The following is an 18597-nucleotide window of genomic DNA, read 5'->3' on the forward strand; positions in this document are numbered from 1 at the left end:
ACCTCGTGCAGATGGATCCCCGCCTACGCGGGAACGACGGCTGAAGGCCTTGGCGGTTTCGCCGCCTCAAACCGCATCCACTGCGCGTGCCGCCGCGATGCGCGGCCTGCGTCCGCGCGTCGCCGATTCGCGCCGCGTGATCGTCCGATAGCCATCCGGATTCATCGACTGCCAGCGCCACGCATCGCGGCACATCGCGTCGACGTCGTGTTCCGCGCGCCAGCCGAGCACTTCGTGCGCGAGCGATGGATCGGCGTAGACGGACGCCGCATCGCCCGCGCGGCGTTCGACGATGTCGTAGGCGATGCGGCGGCCGCTCGCGCGCTCGAACGCATGCACGAGTTCAAGCACGCTCACGCCGCGGCCGGTGCCGAGGTTGACGGTGAGGCTGCGGTCGGTGCGCGCCATGGTTTCCAGCGCATCCACGTGCGCGCGCGCGAGGTCGACGACGTGGATGTAGTCGCGGACGCCGGTGCCGTCGGGCGTCGGGTAGTCGCCGCCGAACACGCGCAGCTTCTCGCGCGCGCCGACCGCGACCTGGCAGATGTAGGGCATCAGGTTGGTCGGTTCGCCGCAGGGATCCTCGCCGATCATGCCCGACGCATGCGCGCCCACCGGGTTGAAGTAGCGCAGGTTCGCGGCGCGGAACGCCGGATCAGCCGTGCACAGGTCTTCGATCAGCTGCTCGGCCACCAGCTTGGTGCGGCCGTACGGGTTCATCACCGAAAGTGCCGCGTCCTCGCGCACCGGCACCTGCGCCGGTTCGCCGTACACGGTGGCCGACGAGCTGAACACCAGCCGCCGCACGCCCGCGTCCTGCATCGCCTGCAACAGCACGATGGTGCCGCTGATGTTGTTGTCGAAATAGTCCAGCGGGCGCCGGCAGGAATCGCCGACGGCCTTCAACGCGGCGAAGTGCAGTACCGCGTCAAAGCGGTACGTGGCGAACAGCGCCGTCAGCGCGACGCGATCGCGCATGTCCACGCGATGCACGGGCACCGGCACGCCGGCGAGTCGACGCAGGCGCGGCACCACGCGCGGCGAGGAGTTCACGCCGCTGTCGGCGATCACGACCTGGTGGCCGCGATCGATGAGGCTCAGGCACGTGTGGCTGCCGATGTAGCCGGCGCCTCCGCAGACGAGGATTCGCATGAAGATGCAGACTCCGGAACAAACGCCTTCACAGGACGACGCGCCGCGGTCGCAAGCGGGCCGCAGCGCACACGCCGCCTGCGATCCGGCGGCCCCCCGGACGCCGATCCTCGGCCGTCCTGATCGAATCCAACGCAATGCGCGGCCCATTCCGGCACCCGTGTCCGGCGGCGGGCGAACCGCCTGGCGTGATGCATCGAAGACCCGCCGACCCGCAGGCGCTGGCCGGAAATCCGCCCCCGCACCGTTCGCTCATGACGAATGCAAGGGGGTTGTCCGTATGCGCACGTTCCGCTTCACCGCCGTCGCCGCCGTCTTCGGCGCAATGCTCTTCCTCTCCGCCTGTGCGTCTTCCGGCCGTGGCGCCATCGCGCCGCCGCCGGCCGAATCCGAGAACCTGGTGGACGCCTACCAGATCGGCATCGACGACATCGTGCAGGTCTCCGTCTGGCGCAATCCGGAACTGGGCATCACCGTGCCGGTCCGCCCGGACGGCAAGATTTCCGTGCCGCTGGTGGGCGACGTGTCCGCGGGCGGTCGCACGCCCAACGAGGTCGCCAAGGAGATCCAGCAACGCCTGGGCGCGTTCGTGCGCGATCCGCAGGTGGCGGTGATCCTCACCGACCTGCGCAGCCACGAATACCTCTCCCGCGTCCGCGTCACCGGCGCCGTGCGGCAGCCGATCTCGATCCCGTTCCGCCAAGGCATGACGGTGCTCGACGCTGTGCTCGCCGCCGGCGGCGTGACCGAGTTCGCCGCGCCGGCGAAGTCCGACCTGTACCGCAAGTCCGGCGACAGCACGCGCAGTTACGCCGTGCGGCTGGACCACATCCTGGAAGACGGCGACCTGACGACCAACTTCAAGGTGGCGCCGGGCGACGTCATCACCGTTCCGGAACGCACGCTGTGAACGGCGCGTCGACGGAACTGACGATCCCGGAGGCCCGTCCTTCCGCGATCGCGGCGATGGTGCCGGTGGCGTTCGAGGAATGGCGTCGCCGTCCCGTGCTGCTGGCGGGCGTGTTCACCGCCATCGCGCTGGCCGCGCTGGTCTTCGGCATGTTGCTGCCGAAGAAATACAACTCGCAGACGACGATCCTGGTCGAGGAAAGCAACATCATCAAGCCGCTGATGGAAGGCCGTGCCGTGCCGACCAGCGTGGTGAGCCGCGCGGCCATCACGCGCGAGGTCGCCTTCAGCCGCAAGACGATGGAGGACATCCTCAGGACCGGCGGCTGGATGGCGAAGAACCCCACGCCGCTGCAGCAGGACCAGATCATCGAGCTGATCACCGGCCGCACGATCATCTCCAACCCGCGCGACAACCTGATCCGCGTGTCGTACACCGACACCGATCCGGCGCGCGCGCATGCGGTGACCAAGCGCTTCGCCGAGCTGATCATCCAGGAAAGCCTGGCGACGAAGGAGCGCGAGAGCCGCGACGCGTACGACTTCATCGATTCGCAGGTGCGCGCGTACCACAAGAAGCTCATCGACGCCGAGTCGAAGCTGGAGGCCTACCGCAAGTCCAATCCGGACGCGCGCCCGGGCATCGACGGCGACGTGAACTCGCGTATCGCCGAGCTGCGCCGCATGGTCGACACCTCGCGCATGGAGCTGATGGACCTGCAATCGCAGGGAAATGCGCTGCAGGGCCAGCTCAACGGCGAGAACGAGGTGAACCTGGTGCAGACGCGTTCGGGCCAGCTGCTCGCGCGCATGGCCGAACTGGAAGCCGAACACGACAAGCTGCTGATGAACTACACCGAGCAGCATCCGGACGTGGTCCGCGTGCAGCACCAGATCCGCGACCTGGAAGAAGAAGTGCGTCGCGAGGACGCGCGCCAGGCAGCGCTGAAGAGCGCGCCGCCCTCGCCCGCGCAGCCCGGCACGCTCGGTGGTACCGCGCTCGGCGGCGTCGCTTCGTTCAACCCGCTGTACGGCGAGCTCAAGAGCAAGACGGCCGAGAACCGCCGCCAGGCCGCCGCGGTGCAGTCGCGCATCAACACCAGCCAGGCGCTGCTCGATCAGGAACTCGCGCGCAGCCGCCACATCGCCGCGTCCGAAAGCACGATGGCGGAGCTCTCGCGCGACTACGAAGTCAACCGCGACCTCTACCAGGACCTGCTCAAGCGCCGCGAAAACGCGCGCGTTTCGATGAGCCTGGACGCCGAGCAGCGCGGCCTGAGCTTCCGCGTGCAGGAACCGGCGAGCTATCCGCTGCGCGGCGTCGGCCTGCGGCTGGTCCACGTCGCCAGCGCCGGCCTCGGTGCCGCCGCACTCGCACCGCTCCTGTTGCTGTTCGGCTTCGTGCGCCTCGACCCGCGCGTGCGTTCGCCTTACCAGATCGAGACCGCATCGGCGCTGCCGGTGCTCGGCAGCGTCCCGCGCTACCAGACCGCGCCGTCGCGCCGGCTGGGCACGCGCCGGTTCGTGATCGCCGCGATGATCTTCCTGGTGGTGCCGCTCGTGTACGGCGTGGTCCTCGCCCTGAAAATGGTGAACCTGCAATGACTCTTCCGTCCGAAGCCGTCCTGGGAACCGAATCCGAACGCACCGACGCCGGGCGCGACACCGCGCCCGAACCCGACCTGCGTCCCGCGATCACCCGCACCTCCGGCGTCGAGCTGCTCACGCCGACGCAGCTGGAAGACCGCGCGATCATCCATCGCGGCGGCGTGTCGCGCCCGGAAGTGGATGCGTTCCGCGAACTGCGCACGCGCCTGCTCGCCGCCGTCGAAGGCAGCTTCGTCGCGCTGGTCGCGCCGGTCAGCAGCGGAAGCGGCGGCAGCTTCGTGGCGCGCAACCTGGCCACGGCCATGGCGTTCGACGAAACCAAGAGCGCGCTGCTAGTCGACTGCGACGTGCGCCATCCCTCGCAGGCGCGCACGATGAAGATCGAGACGGAAAACGGCGGCCTGGTCGAATACCTGGAAGACGCCGACGCCGACCTGTCGGACGTGATCTACGAGACCGGCGTGAACGGACTTCGCCTGATTCCCGCCGGCACGACGCGCGAGATCGGCGCGGAGTACTTCTCGTCGGTGCGCATGCGCCTGCTGCTGGATTCGATCCGCAGCCGGCATCCGAACTGCTACGTGTTCCTCGACGGGCCGCCGGTTCGCGGCACGCCGGACGCACGCATCCTGGCCGACATCGCCGACGTGGTGATCCTCGTCGCCGGCTACGGCCGCGACACGGCGGCGACGATCGCGCAGGCCGCGGCGAACTTCGATCCGGCCAAGTTCGCCGGCGTGGTCTTCAACGAAGGCGTCTGAGCGCGGCATCGCCCGTACGTCCCGACCGAACGTTCGCCCAGGGGAGATTCAATGGCCAGCGGAAGACTCCAACCGGTCGCGGGCCCGTCCCGTCGATCCGCGCTCTGCATCGCCCTGCTGGCCACGTTGCCGGCGGCGGTGCCGGTCGCGCGCGCGGCGCAGATCAACTACTCCATCGGCGGACGCGTCGAGCACAGCGACAACATCGCGCTGACGCAGACCAACCCGATGGAAGAAAGCACGCTGGCCACCGACGTCGCCTTCGACGTCACCCAGACCGGCCGAAACACCACCTTCGTCGCCAACGGCGGCGTGGAGTACCTCTACTACACGGGCGGCCTGTTCGACGACGACGTGCGCGCCTCGCTGGTGGGCCAGTTCAACTGGAACACCTGGCAGGACCGCATGAAGGTGATCATCGAGGACTACGCGAACTACGAGCCCATCGACGTGCTGTCGCCGGATGCGCCGGGCAACCAGCAGCAGGTGAACGTCTTCGTCGCCGGCACGCAGTTCAACCTGCGCCCGGGCGATGCCACGCGCGTGCGGCTGGACCTCCGCTACAACAACTACTGGGCCGAAGAGAACGACGACTTCAACGGCGACCGCTACAACGCCGCATTCACGCTCTGGCAGGAACCCAGTTCGACCACGCGCATCGGCTTCACCGTCGAAGGCAGCGAAGTGCAGTACGACCAGGTCAGCCTGGACACGCTCGGCGCGGACTATCGCCGTTTGGACAGCTACGTCACCTGGAACCGGAACCTGGCGAACATCGACCTCGAAGTCCGCGCCGGCTATTCGTGGGTCGAATTGACCGACTACAACACCAAGGACGACGCGCCGCTGTTCCGAACGGTGCTGACGTGGCGCCCGACCTCGCGCAGCACCCTCGACATGGGCGTGTACTACCAGTTCTCCGACGCCGCGCAGGAACTGATGACCGACGTCACCGATCCCACCGGCGTGCCGGCGAACCCGGCGCCCGGCGGCGCGCCCTCGCCCGACCCGAGCGACGTCACGATCGGCCCGGACCTGTACCGCCAGCGCCGCATCGACATCGGCTATCGCTACAACGGCGAGCGCTTCGACGCGACGATCCGTCCGTACTACGAGGACAACGACTACATCGATCCCACCGCGCAGAGCGAAGGCAACTACGGCATCGGCGTGGGCATGAGCTGGTCGATCACGCCGTCGCTCTTCCTCACCGGATCGATGTCGGCCGGCGTGCGCAGCTTCGACAGTTTCGACCGCGACGACGACGACTTCTCCGTCTACATCGGCCTGACCAAGATCCTCACCCGGCACTGGAGCATGGGATTCGACCTGCGCCACCAGGAACGCGACAGCAACGCCAACGAAGCCAGCTATGACGAGAATGCCGCCATCTTCAGCGTTCGCTATACCCGCTGAGCCGACCGCCACCGCGCGCGTCGCGGACCGGCGGATCCGGCTGCTGCTGGTGACCGACACGCCCGTGCTCGCGCCGGGCGGCAGCGAACGTTTCCTGCAGAACCTCGCCACGCGCCTGCCCGCTGATGCGTACCGCATCACGCTGGTGCAGCTGCACGAGCAGGACATGCCGGGCAACCACGGCCGTCATCTGCTGACGCAGCCCCATCTGCGCATGATGTCGCTGCCGGTACACGCCGTGTACGACCGCTCGGGGCTTCGCGCGTATCGCGAACTGTCGTCAATGCTGCGCCGGGAGCGCTTTGACGTGGTGCAGTCGCAGCACGAGAAGGCCGACGTGCTCAACGCGCTGCTGCCGCGCCTGCCCGGCACGGTGTACATCTCGAACCGGCGCGACATGGGCTTCAAGAAGAGCCCCAAGCTGCAGCACGCATTCCGCTGGCTCAACCCGCGTTTCGACACCGTGGTCGCGCCGGCGCGCCAGATCCTGTCGGGCCTGGCGCAATGCGAGCGCCTCGACCCGCTGCGCATGACGTGGATTCCCAACGGCGTGGACACGCGCCACTACGCACCGGCCCCGTTGCAGCGCCGGCTCGACGCACGCGCCGTGCTCGGGCTGGATGCGGACGCGATCGTGTTCGGCTGCGTGGCGCGCATCACGCCGGTGAAGCGTCATGTCGACCTGCTGGAGGCGTTCGCCAGCATGCGCCGGCACGTGCCCCAAGCGCGGTTGCTGCTCGTCGGCGATGGCCCGGGACTGCCGGAAATCCAGGCGAAGATCGCCGAACTGGGCCTTGGCGAGGAGGTGCTCCTGCTCAGTTTCCGCGACGATGTCGCCGACCTGCTGCCTGCAATGGACGCGCTGGTGCTGTGTTCGTCGAGCGAAGGCATGTCCAACGCCATCCTCGAAGCGATGGCGTGCGGATTGCCGGTGGTCGCGACCGCCGTCGGCGGGAACCTGCATCTGGTGCAGCACGAACAGACCGGCCTGCTGGTGCCGCCGCTGGATCCAATCTCGCTGGCCGCGTCGCTGCAATGGCTGGCGCAGTCGCCGCACGCGCGACGTCGCATGGGGCTCGCGGCGCGGTCCCGCATCGAACGCGAGTTCTCGCTGGACTCGATGGTGCTCGCGTTCGACCGCCTCTATCACCGCCTGCTGGGGCGCGAGTGAGCGCGCCATGAGCCAGTCGCGCCCGTTCGCGTTGCAGGTGCGCTCCAGCGCGGGGCTCTACGGCGCCGACCGGGTCGTGCTCGCGCTCAACCGCGCGCTCGATCGCGGCGGCGCTCGTGGTCGCCTGCTGAGCATCAACAACTACCGCATGCACGAACAGGCGTTGCACGACGTCGCCTCGTCGAGCGGGCAGGATGCCGTGCTGCTGCCCTGCCGCGGGCGGGTGGATGCCGCGACGATTGGTGCGCTGTCGGCCCAGATCGGCGCCGCGCGTGGCCGCACCGGCACGCCGCCGGTGGTGCACGTGCACGATTACAAGAGCGCGTTCTACGCGTGGCTGGCGACGCGTCGCGAACATCATTCCGGACAGCCCGCCCCCCTGGTAGCGACGCTTCACGGCTGGGTCGAAGGATCGACCGCGCTGCGCCTCTACACGCGGCTGGAACTCGCCCTGCTCCGCCGTTTCGACGCGCTGGTCGTGGTCGCCGCGGAACAGATCGACCGCCTAGCCCGCGCCGGCGTGCCGCGTTCGCGCATCCGCCACGTCGACAACGGCATCGAATGCCCGGTGCGCGACGAGGCCGCCGCGTCGGCCCTGCGCGCGCAACTGCGCATCGCGCCGGACGCGCATGTGTTCTCCGCCGTCGCGCGCCTGTCGAGCGAGAAGAACCTCGCGATGCTGCTGCGCGCGTTCGCGCCGGTGGCGTCGCGTCATCCGCATGCGGTGCTGATGATCGTCGGTGACGGTCCGGAGCGCGAATCGCTCGAGACGCTCGCGGGCGATCTTGCCCTGAATGGGCGCGTCCGTTTCCTCGGCATGCGCCACGACATGCCCGCGATCTACACGCTGACCGACCACCTCGTGCTGCCGTCGCTCACCGAAGGCATGCCGCTCGTGGTGCTCGAAGCGATGGCCTGCGAGGTGCCGGTGATCGCCAGCGCCGTCGGCGACATCCCGCGCCTGCTCGAACACAGCGCGCACGGGCGCACGGTACCGCCGGGCGATGCGGAGGCATTGGAGTCCGCACTGGAAGCCGCCGTCACCACGCCCCGCGCGCGCGACATCGCCGCTCGCGACTTCGTTCGCGAGCGCCACAGCGCACAGGCGATGGCCGCCGCGTACGTCACGCTGTATCGCGAACTGCTGGAGGCACGCCATGCGCGGCGCGCATCCTGACGCCGGCGGTTCGCGCTTCCCGCTCGCGGCCAGGGCGCTGCGCGGCGCGATGCCGGCGGGCACGCGCACGCGGCTTCCCGTGGTGCCGGGTTCGACCGCTGCGGCGCAGCCGACCGCGCGCGCAACGACGCGTGCGCCGCGCAACTGGGCGCTCTACCTGTTCCTGATCCTGCTTCCGCTGCAGAACATCACCGCCGGCTACCTGCCCAACATCGGCGGGGGTTTCAACTTCCTCAACGTGATGTTCCTGATCTCGCTGTTCACGGCGATGGCGCAGGGCGGCAAGCTCGCGCCGAACGAGCCCGTCAACACGTGGACGACGGTGTACGCGGTTTACATGACGCTGTCGCTGCTGGTCGGCTTCCACTTCGTGGACGACCCGACCAACCACTTCAACCAGCTCAAGGACCACATGGTCGGGCTGTTCGTGGTGTACGTGGTGCAGATGAGCGTGCGCGACTGGAATGGCGTGCGCATGGTGGTGTTCGCCACGCTGCTGCCGCTGCCGTACATCGCGAAGGTCGTATGGAACCAGCATCGCAGCGTCGCCAGCACGCACTACACCGACGACCTGCGCATCAGCGGAACCTTCGCACTCCTGGGCGCCAACGAATTCGCCGCGTTCTGCGTGACGGTCGCCGTGGTGTTGTTCGCATTGCTGCTCGCGTGCCGGTTGTCGCGCAAGTGGAAGATCGTGCTGATGGGCGGTATCGCCTGCATGATCCTCGGCGTGCTCTACGCGTACTCACGCACTGCGTACATCAGCCTGATCATGGGCATGGTGGTGGTGATCATGGTCTGGCGCGGCCGGTTGAAGCTGATCCTGCCGCTGTGCCTTGCGGTGGTGATCGCGCCGGCGGTGCTGCCCAAGTCGGTGGTCGAGCGCTTCGACAGCACCACGGTGGAGGAAGGCAAGCGCGACGAGAGCACCGAGTTGCGCATCGAGTACTGGAAGATCGCGTGGGCCAACTTCCTGCGCAATCCCGTCGTGGGAACGGGCTACCACACCTTCCACCATCGCGAGATCAACCCCTACGGCCGCGACACGCACAACCTCTACATCCGCACGCTCAGCGAAGGCGGCGTGTTCGGCGCGATCACGCTGCTGGGCATCCTGCTGGCGGTGTTGCGAACGGCGATGCGCGAGGTCCGCGAGGCGCGGACCGGAACCTGGCGATACGCGCTGGCGCTGGGAATGATGGGCGCGTGGGTGTCGATGGTCATCGCCAACCTGTTTGGCGACCGTTTCACGTATTACCCGGTAATCGCCTACTTCTGGGCCTACATGGGCCTGGTCATGAAGGCGCGCCACCTGCCGCCGGAGGATTCCTCACGATGACCGCCCTGTTTCGCGCCTGGCTGCGCTACTCGCTCGCGCTGTGCAGCCATTACAGCGGGCTGGACGGCCTGTACCGCCGCCTCAGCGGTGCGGGGCTGGTCATCCTGATGCTGCATCGCCTGCGCGACGACCACGACCCGTTCCCGCTCAGCGTCTCGCGCCGGCAGCTGCGGCAGATGCTGGCGTGGCTGCGGTCGAGCGGCGCACTGGTCGGGCTCGACGACGGCCTGCGCGCGCTTTCGCCGGAACGCGCGCAAAAGATCCATTACGCGCTCACTTTCGACGATGGCTACCGCGACAACCTAGGCCTGATCGACGCGAACCTCGGCGGCCCGGTGCCGGCCGTGGTGTACGTCGCGACCGGCCATATCGGCGGCGAGCCGATCTGGGCCTATCGCCTCGTGCATGCGGTGGAATCGCGCAGCCGCGACCAGATCGACCTGGGCGGCCTTGGACTGGGTCATTTCGACCTGTCGCTGCGCGACGACCGCAATCGCCTGTACCAGCTCCTGCCGCCGCGCCTGAAGACGCTGGAGCCGGCCGAACTGGAAGCCTGGATCGACCACGTCTGCGAACAGGCGCGCCCTCGCCCGCTACCGCATGAAGACCGCGAAATGCTCGACTGGGGCGACGTCCGCCGCCTGGCCGATGGCGGCGTCGAAATCGGCGGCCACACCTGCAGCCACGCGATCCTGAGCCGGCTCGACGATGCCGCGGCGAGCGAGGAGATCGGATTGTCGAGCGCGAGCATCGCCGCCGAACTCGGCCACGCGCCACGGCACTTCGCCTATCCGAACGGCGGCCGCGACGATTTCAGCGACCGCGACGTGCGCCTGGTGCGCGATGCGGGCTTCGCTACGGCGACGACATCGATCGAGGGCGTGAACCGACCCGGCGCCGATCCGTACCGCCTGCTCCGCTTCAACGTGCACGAAGAACGCTTCCAGTCGCCGTCGGGACGCCTGTCGAAGGCGCTGTTCTTCAGCGAAACGAGCGGGATGCTCGGCTGGTTGCGCGGACTGCGCGCGGCATGACATCGCAATCGTGAGGGCACCGTCATGGGAACGCTGCCGATCCTGATGTACCACGGCCTGCATCGCGAGGAATCCTCGCGCGGCCGCTTCGATCCCGTCTACAGCGTGCATCCGGAGATGTTCGCGCGGCAGTTGGACTGGCTGGTGCAGCAGGGCCATCGCGCGCCGCTGCTCGAAGACGCGCTGTCGAGCGCGAATGGCACGCGCGACGTGATCATCACCTTCGACGATGGCGATGTGTCCAACGTCGAGATCGCGATGCCGTTGCTGCTCGAACGCGGCCTGCGCGCGGAGTTCTTCGTCACCACCGATTTCATCGGCCAGTGCGGCATGCTCGCGCCGGACGACATCCGCCGGCTAGCCGCCAACGGCATGGGCATCGGCTCGCACGGTCGGACGCACTCGTTCCTGTCCGATCTCGATGTCGCCGACCTCACGGCGGAACTCGACGACAGCCGCTGCCGGCTGCAACAGATCTGCGGCCGGCCGATCGACTCGCTCGCACTGCCCGGCGGACGCGGTGGCGAACGCGAGTTGCTCGCCGCGCAACAGCTCGGCTACCGGCACCTGCTCGGGTCCGTGCCCGGGCCGAACAAACGCCGGCGTTCCGATACGTGGCTGCAGCGTCTTCCCGTCACGCGCAACCTCTCGCTCGACGATTTCGCCGCGCTGGTGCACTGGCGCGGCTTGCCCGCACGCTGGATGCAGGCGCGGCATGCCGCGCTCGCGCTGCCCAAGCGCGTGCTCGGCAACGACGGTTACCAGCGCCTGCGCGAGCGCCTGCTGTGAACGCCGCGGTCCTCTTCTGGCTGTGCATCGCGCTGGTCGCGTGGGCGTACGCGGGCTATCCGCTGCTGGCGGCCCTGCTCGCGCGCCGCTACGGGCATGCGCCGTTCCAGAACGACGCGGATTGCGAACACGTCACCGTCGTCGTCGCAGCCTTCGACGAGGAGGCGCGCATCGCCGCGCGTGTGCGCGACATCCTCGAGCAGGACTACCCGGCCGATCGCCTGCAAGTGCTCGTCGTCAGCGACGGCAGTCGCGACGGCACCGCTCGCGCCGCGGCGAACATCGACGACGAGCGCGTGCGCGTGCTCGATCTTCCGCACAACGTCGGCAAGGCCGCTGCGCTCACCCTCGCGCTGCACCAGGTCGATACGCCACTGGTGGCGTTTACCGACGTGCGCCAGCGCTTCTCGCCGGGCGCGCTGCGTACGTTGTGCGCGCCGTTCGCCGATCCATCCGTCGGCGCAGTGAGCGGCGAGCTGGTGATCGCCGCCGCCGACCATGGCACCGGCGAAGGCGTCGGCCTTTACTGGCGCATGGAGAAGCGCCTGCGTTCGGACGAAGCGCGCCTGGGCTGGCTGCACGGCGTCAGCGGCTCGATCCACGCACTGCGCCGCGCGTTGTTCGTGGCGATTCCCGCCGGCACCGTGCTCGACGACATGTGGATGCCGCTGCAGGTGCTGCGATCCGGCCATCGCGTGTGGATGGCGCGCGAGGCGCTCGCGTTCGATCGCGCCAGCCACAGCGTCGACGAGGAATTCCAGCGCAAGCTGCGCACGCTCGCCGGGAACTGGCAGCTGATCAGGCGGCTGCCGTGGCTGGCCAATCCGTTCGCCAACCCCGTCTTCTTCGCGTGGTTCTCGCACAAGTTCCTGCGCCTGCTGGTGCCGTGGGCGCTGCTGGTCGCGCTGGCGGCGAGTGCGTTCGCGGGTGGCGCGCTGTATCGCACGTTGTTCGGCCTGCAATTGCTCGCCTACGCCGGCGCGCTCGGCGGACTGGTGGTGCCGCGCATCGCCGCGCGCCTGCCGCTGCTGCCGGCGGCAAGCAGCTTCGTGATGCTGAACTTCGCCGCGCTGCTGTCGTTGCCCGCTTCGCTGGCGATGGACCCGTCGCGGTTGTGGAAGAAGCACTGATGGCCCGCATCCTCGCATTGACCAGCCGCCTCCCCTTCCCGCCGCGCGAGGGCCACCAGCTGCGCGCCTGGCACGTGCTGCGCGCGCTCGCGTCGAAGCACGAGGTCACGCTGCTGAGCTTCCAGCGCAACGACGACCTTCCCGCCGAAGCCGGCCCGCTGCATGCAGCGATGACGCGCGTGGAGACCTTCCGCATTCCGGCCGAACGTTCGCGCGGCGCGCTCGCACGCGCCGCCCTTCGCGGCACGCTGACGCCGACACCTTTCCTCGTCGCCAAGTACGACTCGGCCGCGCTGCGCGAGCGCCTGCGCGCACTCGCGCGCGATGCCGACCTCGTCCACTTCGACATGCTGCCGTTGATCGCACACGCGGACTGCGTGCCCGAAGGCGTGCCCGTCACGCTCAACGCGCACAACGTCGAACACCGCCTGCTCGCCACACGCGCACGCATCGAGACGCGCGGATGGGCGCGGCGTTTCCTCGGCAGCCAGGTCGGCAAGCTCGAAGCCTTCGAGCGCCGCGCCTGCGAGCGCGCCGATGCGGTGCTGGCGTGTTCCGATGTCGATGCGCAGGGCCTGCGCGATCTGGTGCCCGACTGCAACGTGCACGTGGTCGCCAACGGCGTCGATCTGGAGACCAACCATCCTGCCGCGCACGCGCCGGATCCGGACCGGCTGGTGTTCGTCGGCCAGATGGGCTGGTTCCCCAATCGCGACGGCGTGGACTGGTTCCTGCGCGATGTTTTCCCCCGCATCCTCGCGCGCCGGCCCGGCACGCGTTTCGAGCTGGTCGGCAAGGCCGACGGTTTCGAGATACCCGAAGCGGTGCGCGCGAACGTGGACCTCGCCGGTTTCGTCGACGATCTGCGTCCGCACGTGCACGACGCGTCGGTCTATGTCGTGCCGTTGCGCGCAGGCAGCGGCACGCGCCTGAAGGTGCTGGAGGCGATGGCGCTGGGCAAGGCGATCGTCACCACCAGCATCGGCAGCGAAGGCATCGCGCTTCGACACGATCGTAGTGCGCTGTATGCCGACGATGCGCAGCCCTTCGCCGATGCCGTGCTGTCGTTGCTGGATTCGCCCGTACGCGTGGCGGAACTAGGCATCGAGGCGCGACGACTGGCCGAGGACGAGTACGGCTGGGAGGCCATCGGCGCACGCCTGCTGCGTGCGTACGAGCCGCTGCTCAACGGCAACGTGCGACCGGTGCGCACGGCGTTGGCGGATCTGGGGGCTATCGAGGCGTAGTCGTGGGCTCTCGACGCGCCCGCCACCGGTAGCTCGCCTCGCCCAGCAGCTCGTACAACGCGATCTGCGTCTTCTGCATCGCCGACAGCTGCGGCAGGAAGTAGCCGACGCTTCCCATCGGGACATACAGCGAATCGCTCGCGACCATGCACGGCGTGAAGCCCGCTGCCTCGAACGCCACGAGCGCGCGCGGCAGGTGCGTCGCCGAACTCACCACGCGCACCCGCGGCGGCAGCGATCCGCGCAGCGCCATCGCGCTTTCCCATGTGTTGGCCGACTGCGTCTCCTCGTGCAGCCGCTGCGCGGGAACGCCCCAGTCCTGCGCGAGCCGCCCGAGCACCGCCGCCTCGCTGATCGAGAACGGACCGCCGCCGGCGATCGTCATCGGCACCGGCGCGCCGCGTCGCCACAGTTCGACGCCGCCACGCAGGCGGCGCCAGCTCGATGGCGTCAGCGCGATGTAGTCGTCCTGCGCGCGGGGCTCGTCCTCCAGGCCGCCGGCCAGGACCACGATGGGCGCTGACGCATCGTTCGCGCCGCAACGTGCGGATGCGGGCACGCGGGCCTCGACCGCGCGGATCAGCAGGTTCGCGCCGAGCGGCGTGCACAGCAGCACGATAGTCAGCCCTGCCACGATCAACGCCACGCGCCACCACGCACGTGCGCGCCGCCATGTCAGCCACGCCGCGGCCATCCACAGCAGGGCCCAGGTCATCGGCGAGAGCAGGAGGTGGCTCATGGCGCCGCAGTCTTGCATGAACAGGCCACGCGCGCGAGAAGGCCGCACGCAGCCGCGCAACGCGTTCTTCACGGTAGCGGGCACGCGCGCCCGTCCCCTTCCCCGCGCCGGAACACGTCATGGCCATCCTGCGGCTTCGCCTTCCTTTCGTCCTGCTGCTTTCCTGCGCGATCGCGCCATGGGCGATGCCGTCGACTGCTTCGGCAACGACGTACTACGTACGCACCGATGGCGGTACCGACGAGCAATGCAACGGCCGCGCCGACGCGGCATATCCCGGCAGCGGCAACAACGTCGATTGCGCGTGGAGCCATCCGAACTACGCGCTGCCGACCAACGATCGCCCGAGAATCGACGGCGGCGACACGCTGATCATCGGACCGGGCGAATACATGATCGGCTGGGAGTCGCCGGGGCTCTCGACGAAGAGCACGCGCTGCGACCGCTCCTCGCCGTACGACTGCTATCCCGCGTCGCCGCCGAGCGGTACCGCGCAGCAACGCACGCGCATCCTCGGCGCCGGCCATGACTCCGGCTGCAAGGCGCCGCCGAAGCTGTGGGGCACCAACCGCGTGGACCTGGTGTTCAACCTGCAGGACGCCGACAACGTCGAAGTCGGCTGCCTGGAGATCACCGACAAGAGCGACTGCGTGGAATTCCACGCGAACGACGACGTGCGCTGCGAGCGCGACGCGCCGCCGTTCGGGCAATGGGCATCGATAGGCATCGGCGCGAAACGCTCGAGGAACGTCTGGCTGCACGACCTGAACATCCACGGATTGTCGGGTCGCGGCGTGATGGCCGGCGGGCTACGCGACTGGACCATCGAACGCGTGCGCATCCACGCCAACGGCTGGGCGGGCTGGGACGGCGACGTCGGCGAAGGCGAAAGCTCGAACGACGGCGACATCGTGTTCCGCAACGTGGAAATCGCGTGGAACGGCTGCGCCGAACGCTGGCAGACCGGCGAGCCCTACGCGTGCTGGGCGCAGGAGGAAGGCGGCTACGGCGACGGCCTGGGCACCGGCAAGACCGATGGCCATTGGCTGGTCGAGGACTCGCGCATCCACCACAACACGTCCGACGGCCTCGATCTGCTGTACACCGACGAATCGAAGACGGCGACGGTCGTCGTGCGTCGCGTGTACGCCGCCGCGAACGCCGGCAACCAGGTGAAAACCGCGGGCAACGCGCTGGTCGAGAACTCGGTGATCGTCGGCCAGTGCGCGTACTTCCACAAGAAATACGACATGAGCGACGGCGACATGTGCCGCGCGTACGGCAACGCGCTATCGATCGGCGTGGGGCCGAAGCAGACCGCGACCGTGCGGCACAACACCATCACTGGCGAAGGCGACTGCCTGATCCTCACCGCCGGCGGCAACGCGACCTCGCGCGTGGACATCTACAACAACGCGCTGATCGGCCAGAAGGACGTCACCGCCAGCGACGGCGACATGCGCAGCTGCGCGCATTACGCCGACGACAGCACGGCGGTGGTGAGCTTCGCGGGAAACGCGTTCTGGAACGTCAAGGACGACATGTGCCCGCCCGGCAACGTGTGCGGACGCGAACCGAAGATCGCCAGCAGCGACATGGCGACGTTCGATCCCGCGCCTCTGGCCGGCAGCCCGCTGATCGACCATGCGACGCAGAACACGAGCGTGACGTCGGACTTCCTGCGGCAGTCGCGACCGATGGGTGCGGCGGCGGACATTGGCGCAGTCGAGTATCAGGGCGGAACTGCGGCTGCCGTGCCTGGTGCGGGCGCGGCGCCGGACGCGTCGAAGGCCGCCTCGTCGAATGCGAGCGACGGATCGGCCATCGACGGCACGTCGTCGGGTGCCGTGACGCCGACGCAGTCTTCGGGCTGGATGATCGGGACGATCGCGGTGGCGTCGCTGCTCACCGCCGGCGTGGCAGCGGCGCTGCGGAAGCATCGGGGGCGGAAGGTGGGGTGAGGGTTGCCCCTCTCGTCGATTCGTCGTCCACGCATCTGCAATTCAACGCCGTCAATCTCGACGGCGGCCGACGCGCACGCTCGCCACGCCGGGCTCTTCGGGCGCGACGACCCACATCACCGTCATCCCGGCAATGGCCGGGACCCAGCCCGCAACCTGCGGGCACTCTCGTCCCAAGTGGTCGGCGCCGGGCTCGCGCTTTTGCTTCTGCCTTACGCCTTTGATCTTCCAGCGACTTAAAGCGAGCCGAGCACCGGAGGCAATCAGGGGCGAAGAGTCGCCCACTGTCTGAGCGGAGCGAAGCGCAGCGAGTTTGGGCGACGTCCCCTGATTGCCGAGGAGCGCAGGGCACCGCCGCGTAGCGGCGGCTCGCGTCAGGAGCGGATGGTTTTGGTTACTTTTGCCGAAACAAAAGTAACCCGCTCGTTCACGAGCGGAAGCTGTTGATCTTGCTTCCGCGTTGCCCGCGTGAGTTCCGTTCCCGCGGGAATGACGGTCCACTGCTGGAGCAAAATGGATTCCAGCTTTCGCTGGAATGACGGTGAGGCGGGCTACCGGGACGAAAGTACCCGAACGTCACGGGCCTGGGTCCCGGCTTTCGCCGGGATGACGGATAAAGCGTTTCGCCGGCGTGGGAATGCCGAAAGCCCCGACAACCCGCAACGCCTACCCCACCGCCCCTTCGCCAATCCGCCGCTCGACCGCACGCAACTTCGGATACAGCATCGCCCGCAGGCGCCCATCGAGCGCCAGCAGCACCAGCAGATACGGCATGCCGATCAGCATTCCGCCGACGAGCATCCGCTGCCATCCCGGACGCAGCGACAGCTGCACCGTGACCCATCCGCCGAGCAGCGCGGCGATCGCGGCGAAAACGACCGTGGTCAGCGTCTTCGCATCCGGGAACTGTCGCAGTGAACGATCCACCATCACGCAGGCCGCCAGGCTCGACACCGCCGAACTCACCAGCGTCGCGTACGCCGCGCCCATCACGCCGTACGCCGGGATCCAGAACCAGTTCAGCGCTGCGTTGACCGCCACCGCCAGGCACATCAGTGCCAACACGGTTTTCGTGCGGCGCTCCAGCACGAGGCCGAAGCCGCACACCAGCATCACCGGCAGGATCGCGTTCATCGCGCCCATCAGTTCGAACACGGGGCCCGATTGCGCCTTGCCCGCGCCGCTGAGCGCGATGATCAGGTCCGTGCCCAGCGTCCACAGCAGGATGGCGACGCCGATCGCGGCATAGGTCATCGGCATCAGCATCGTGCGCTTGAGCGCGCGCACGGCCGCCGCGCCGTCGGTGGTGAACACGCGGTTCGCGGCGGGCGTGAACGACTCGAACACGGTGAGGTTCATGAACATGTGCACCTGCATCGCCAGCGCCGCGCCGACGCTGTAGATGCCGACCACCGCGAAGTCGCCCGACAGGTTCTTGAGCATGATGCGGTCGACCGACACCAGCGCGACAGCGAGGATCTCCGTTGCCACCAGCGGCATGCCGTAGGCGAACGACTGGCGCAGTTCCGCCGCATCCATGCGGCTGCGCGCGAAATGCAGGTTGCGGCGCGCCCAGCCGAAGTAGAAGGCCATGCCGACCACCACGGCGAGCAGCTTTCCGCCATACGCCGCCGCCGCGGTGTGCTGCACCGCCAGCACCGCGCCCAGCATCAGTGCCAGTTGCAGCCAACGCCAGGCGACGCGCGTGAGCATCACCGTGCGCGACTGTTCCGTCACGCGCAGCACGGTTTCGACGAGGCTGGAATACACCAGCATCGGCGTCATCACCAGCGCCATCCAGAACACGGGCGAATGACCATCGCCGGTGACGTAGCCGTGCACGATCACCACCGCACCGACGAACGCCCACAACGCGAGCGAGCCGATCATCGGCAGGTAGAACAGGTTCGTGGCGAACGAACGCATGCGCTCCTCGTCGCCACCGTGCGGATAGAAGCGCTGGATCGAATGCTGCGCGCCGAGCTTGGCGACGGCCACCGCCATCAGCACCCAGGTTTCGTAGTAGCCGAGGATGCCGTACTGCGTGTTGTCCAGCAGCCGCGTGAGCAGCGGGAACGACACGAGCCCCGCCATCATCACCAGCAGGTTGGCGGTGGAGTAGCGCAGGTAATGCCGGGCCAGACCGGGGGTGCCGTTGCTCATT

The 18597-nt window shown here is 68.4% G+C and carries 15 protein-coding genes; 12 read left to right on the forward strand and 3 right to left on the reverse strand.

The annotated features are described in order from the left end of the window. Window positions 1–66: 66 nt before the first annotated feature. The gene (gene galE / locus DX912_RS01805) at window positions 67–1152 is read right to left on the reverse strand and encodes a UDP-glucose 4-epimerase GalE (RefSeq protein WP_115840734.1); all 1086 of its coding nucleotides are present in this window, start codon (window positions 1150–1152) and stop codon (window positions 67–69) included. A 280-nt stretch (window positions 1153–1432) separates the two neighbouring features. On the opposite strand from galE, the gene DX912_RS01810 reads away from it, so the two are divergent. Genes DX912_RS01810 through DX912_RS01860 form a run of 11 tightly spaced genes read left to right on the forward strand, consistent with a single transcriptional unit; the run spans window position 1433 to window position 13733 of the window. Next, the gene (locus DX912_RS01810) at window positions 1433–2062 is read left to right on the forward strand and encodes an XrtA/PEP-CTERM system exopolysaccharide export protein (protein WP_115840735.1); all 630 of its coding nucleotides are present in this window, start codon (window positions 1433–1435) and stop codon (window positions 2060–2062) included. Further along, window positions 2059–3666 carry an XrtA system polysaccharide chain length determinant gene (locus tag DX912_RS01815; protein WP_232338545.1) on the forward strand — a complete coding sequence of 536 codons (1608 nt, stop codon included), beginning with the start codon at window positions 2059–2061 and terminating at the stop codon, window positions 3664–3666. The genes DX912_RS01810 and DX912_RS01815 overlap by 4 nt, the downstream gene beginning before the upstream one ends. Then, a complete protein-coding gene (locus DX912_RS01820) occupies window positions 3663–4430 on the forward strand; it encodes a P-loop NTPase family protein (protein ID WP_115840736.1) in 768 nt (255 codons plus the stop codon). The genes DX912_RS01815 and DX912_RS01820 overlap by 4 nt, the downstream gene beginning before the upstream one ends. A gap of 51 nt (window positions 4431–4481) precedes the next feature. Continuing rightward, window positions 4482–5846, forward strand: a complete 1365-nt coding sequence (locus DX912_RS01825) for an outer membrane beta-barrel protein (protein WP_115840737.1) — start codon at window positions 4482–4484, stop codon at window positions 5844–5846. 49 nt (window positions 5847–5895) lie between these two features. Then, window positions 5896–7017: a glycosyltransferase gene (locus DX912_RS01830; RefSeq protein WP_181902666.1), complete on the forward strand. Its 1122-nt coding sequence runs from the start codon at window positions 5896–5898 to the stop codon at window positions 7015–7017. A 7-nt stretch (window positions 7018–7024) separates the two neighbouring features. Continuing rightward, on the forward strand, window positions 7025–8194 hold the full coding sequence (locus tag DX912_RS01835; RefSeq protein ID WP_115840739.1) for a glycosyltransferase: 1170 nt from the start codon (window positions 7025–7027) through the stop codon (window positions 8192–8194). Further along, a complete protein-coding gene (locus DX912_RS01840) occupies window positions 8175–9533 on the forward strand; it encodes an O-antigen ligase family protein (protein WP_181902667.1) in 1359 nt (452 codons plus the stop codon). The genes DX912_RS01835 and DX912_RS01840 overlap by 20 nt, the downstream gene beginning before the upstream one ends. Then, window positions 9530–10567, forward strand: a complete 1038-nt coding sequence (locus DX912_RS01845) for a polysaccharide deacetylase family protein (protein WP_115840741.1) — start codon at window positions 9530–9532, stop codon at window positions 10565–10567. Before DX912_RS01840 ends, DX912_RS01845 begins: the two co-directional genes overlap by 4 nt. Before the next feature lie 24 nt (window positions 10568–10591). After that, a complete protein-coding gene (locus DX912_RS01850; protein WP_115840742.1) occupies window positions 10592–11356 on the forward strand; it encodes a polysaccharide deacetylase family protein in 765 nt (254 codons plus the stop codon). Then, entirely contained in the window at window positions 11353–12486 is a 1134-nt protein-coding gene (locus tag DX912_RS01855; protein WP_181902668.1) for a glycosyltransferase family 2 protein, read from the forward strand. Before DX912_RS01850 ends, DX912_RS01855 begins: the two co-directional genes overlap by 4 nt. After that, the gene (locus DX912_RS01860; protein ID WP_147298537.1) at window positions 12486–13733 is read left to right on the forward strand and encodes a glycosyltransferase family 4 protein; all 1248 of its coding nucleotides are present in this window, start codon (window positions 12486–12488) and stop codon (window positions 13731–13733) included. Before DX912_RS01855 ends, DX912_RS01860 begins: the two co-directional genes overlap by 1 nt. Here the strand turns inward: DX912_RS01860 and DX912_RS01865 are convergent. Next, entirely contained in the window at window positions 13720–14472 is a 753-nt protein-coding gene (locus DX912_RS01865; protein ID WP_181902669.1) for a YdcF family protein, read from the reverse strand. The two genes, DX912_RS01860 and DX912_RS01865, sit on opposite strands and share 14 nt — an antisense overlap. Window positions 14473–14591: 119 nt before the next feature. Between DX912_RS01865 and DX912_RS01870 the strand changes: the two genes are divergently transcribed. Then, on the forward strand, window positions 14592–16433 hold the full coding sequence (locus DX912_RS01870; RefSeq protein WP_115840745.1) for a choice-of-anchor Q domain-containing protein: 1842 nt from the start codon (window positions 14592–14594) through the stop codon (window positions 16431–16433). Window positions 16434–17099: 666 nt separating this feature from the next. On the opposite strand, the gene DX912_RS01875 is transcribed toward DX912_RS01870, so the two are convergent. Beyond that, complete coding sequence (locus DX912_RS01875) at window positions 17100–18596, reverse strand: oligosaccharide flippase family protein (RefSeq protein ID WP_115840746.1); 1497 nt, start codon at window positions 18594–18596, stop codon at window positions 17100–17102. Window position 18597 lies beyond the last annotated feature (1 nt).

Origin of the sequence: Lysobacter soli (assembly GCF_003382285.1) — a bacterium.
Taxonomy (GTDB): Bacteria; Pseudomonadota; Gammaproteobacteria; order Xanthomonadales; family Xanthomonadaceae; genus Lysobacter_J; species Lysobacter_J soli.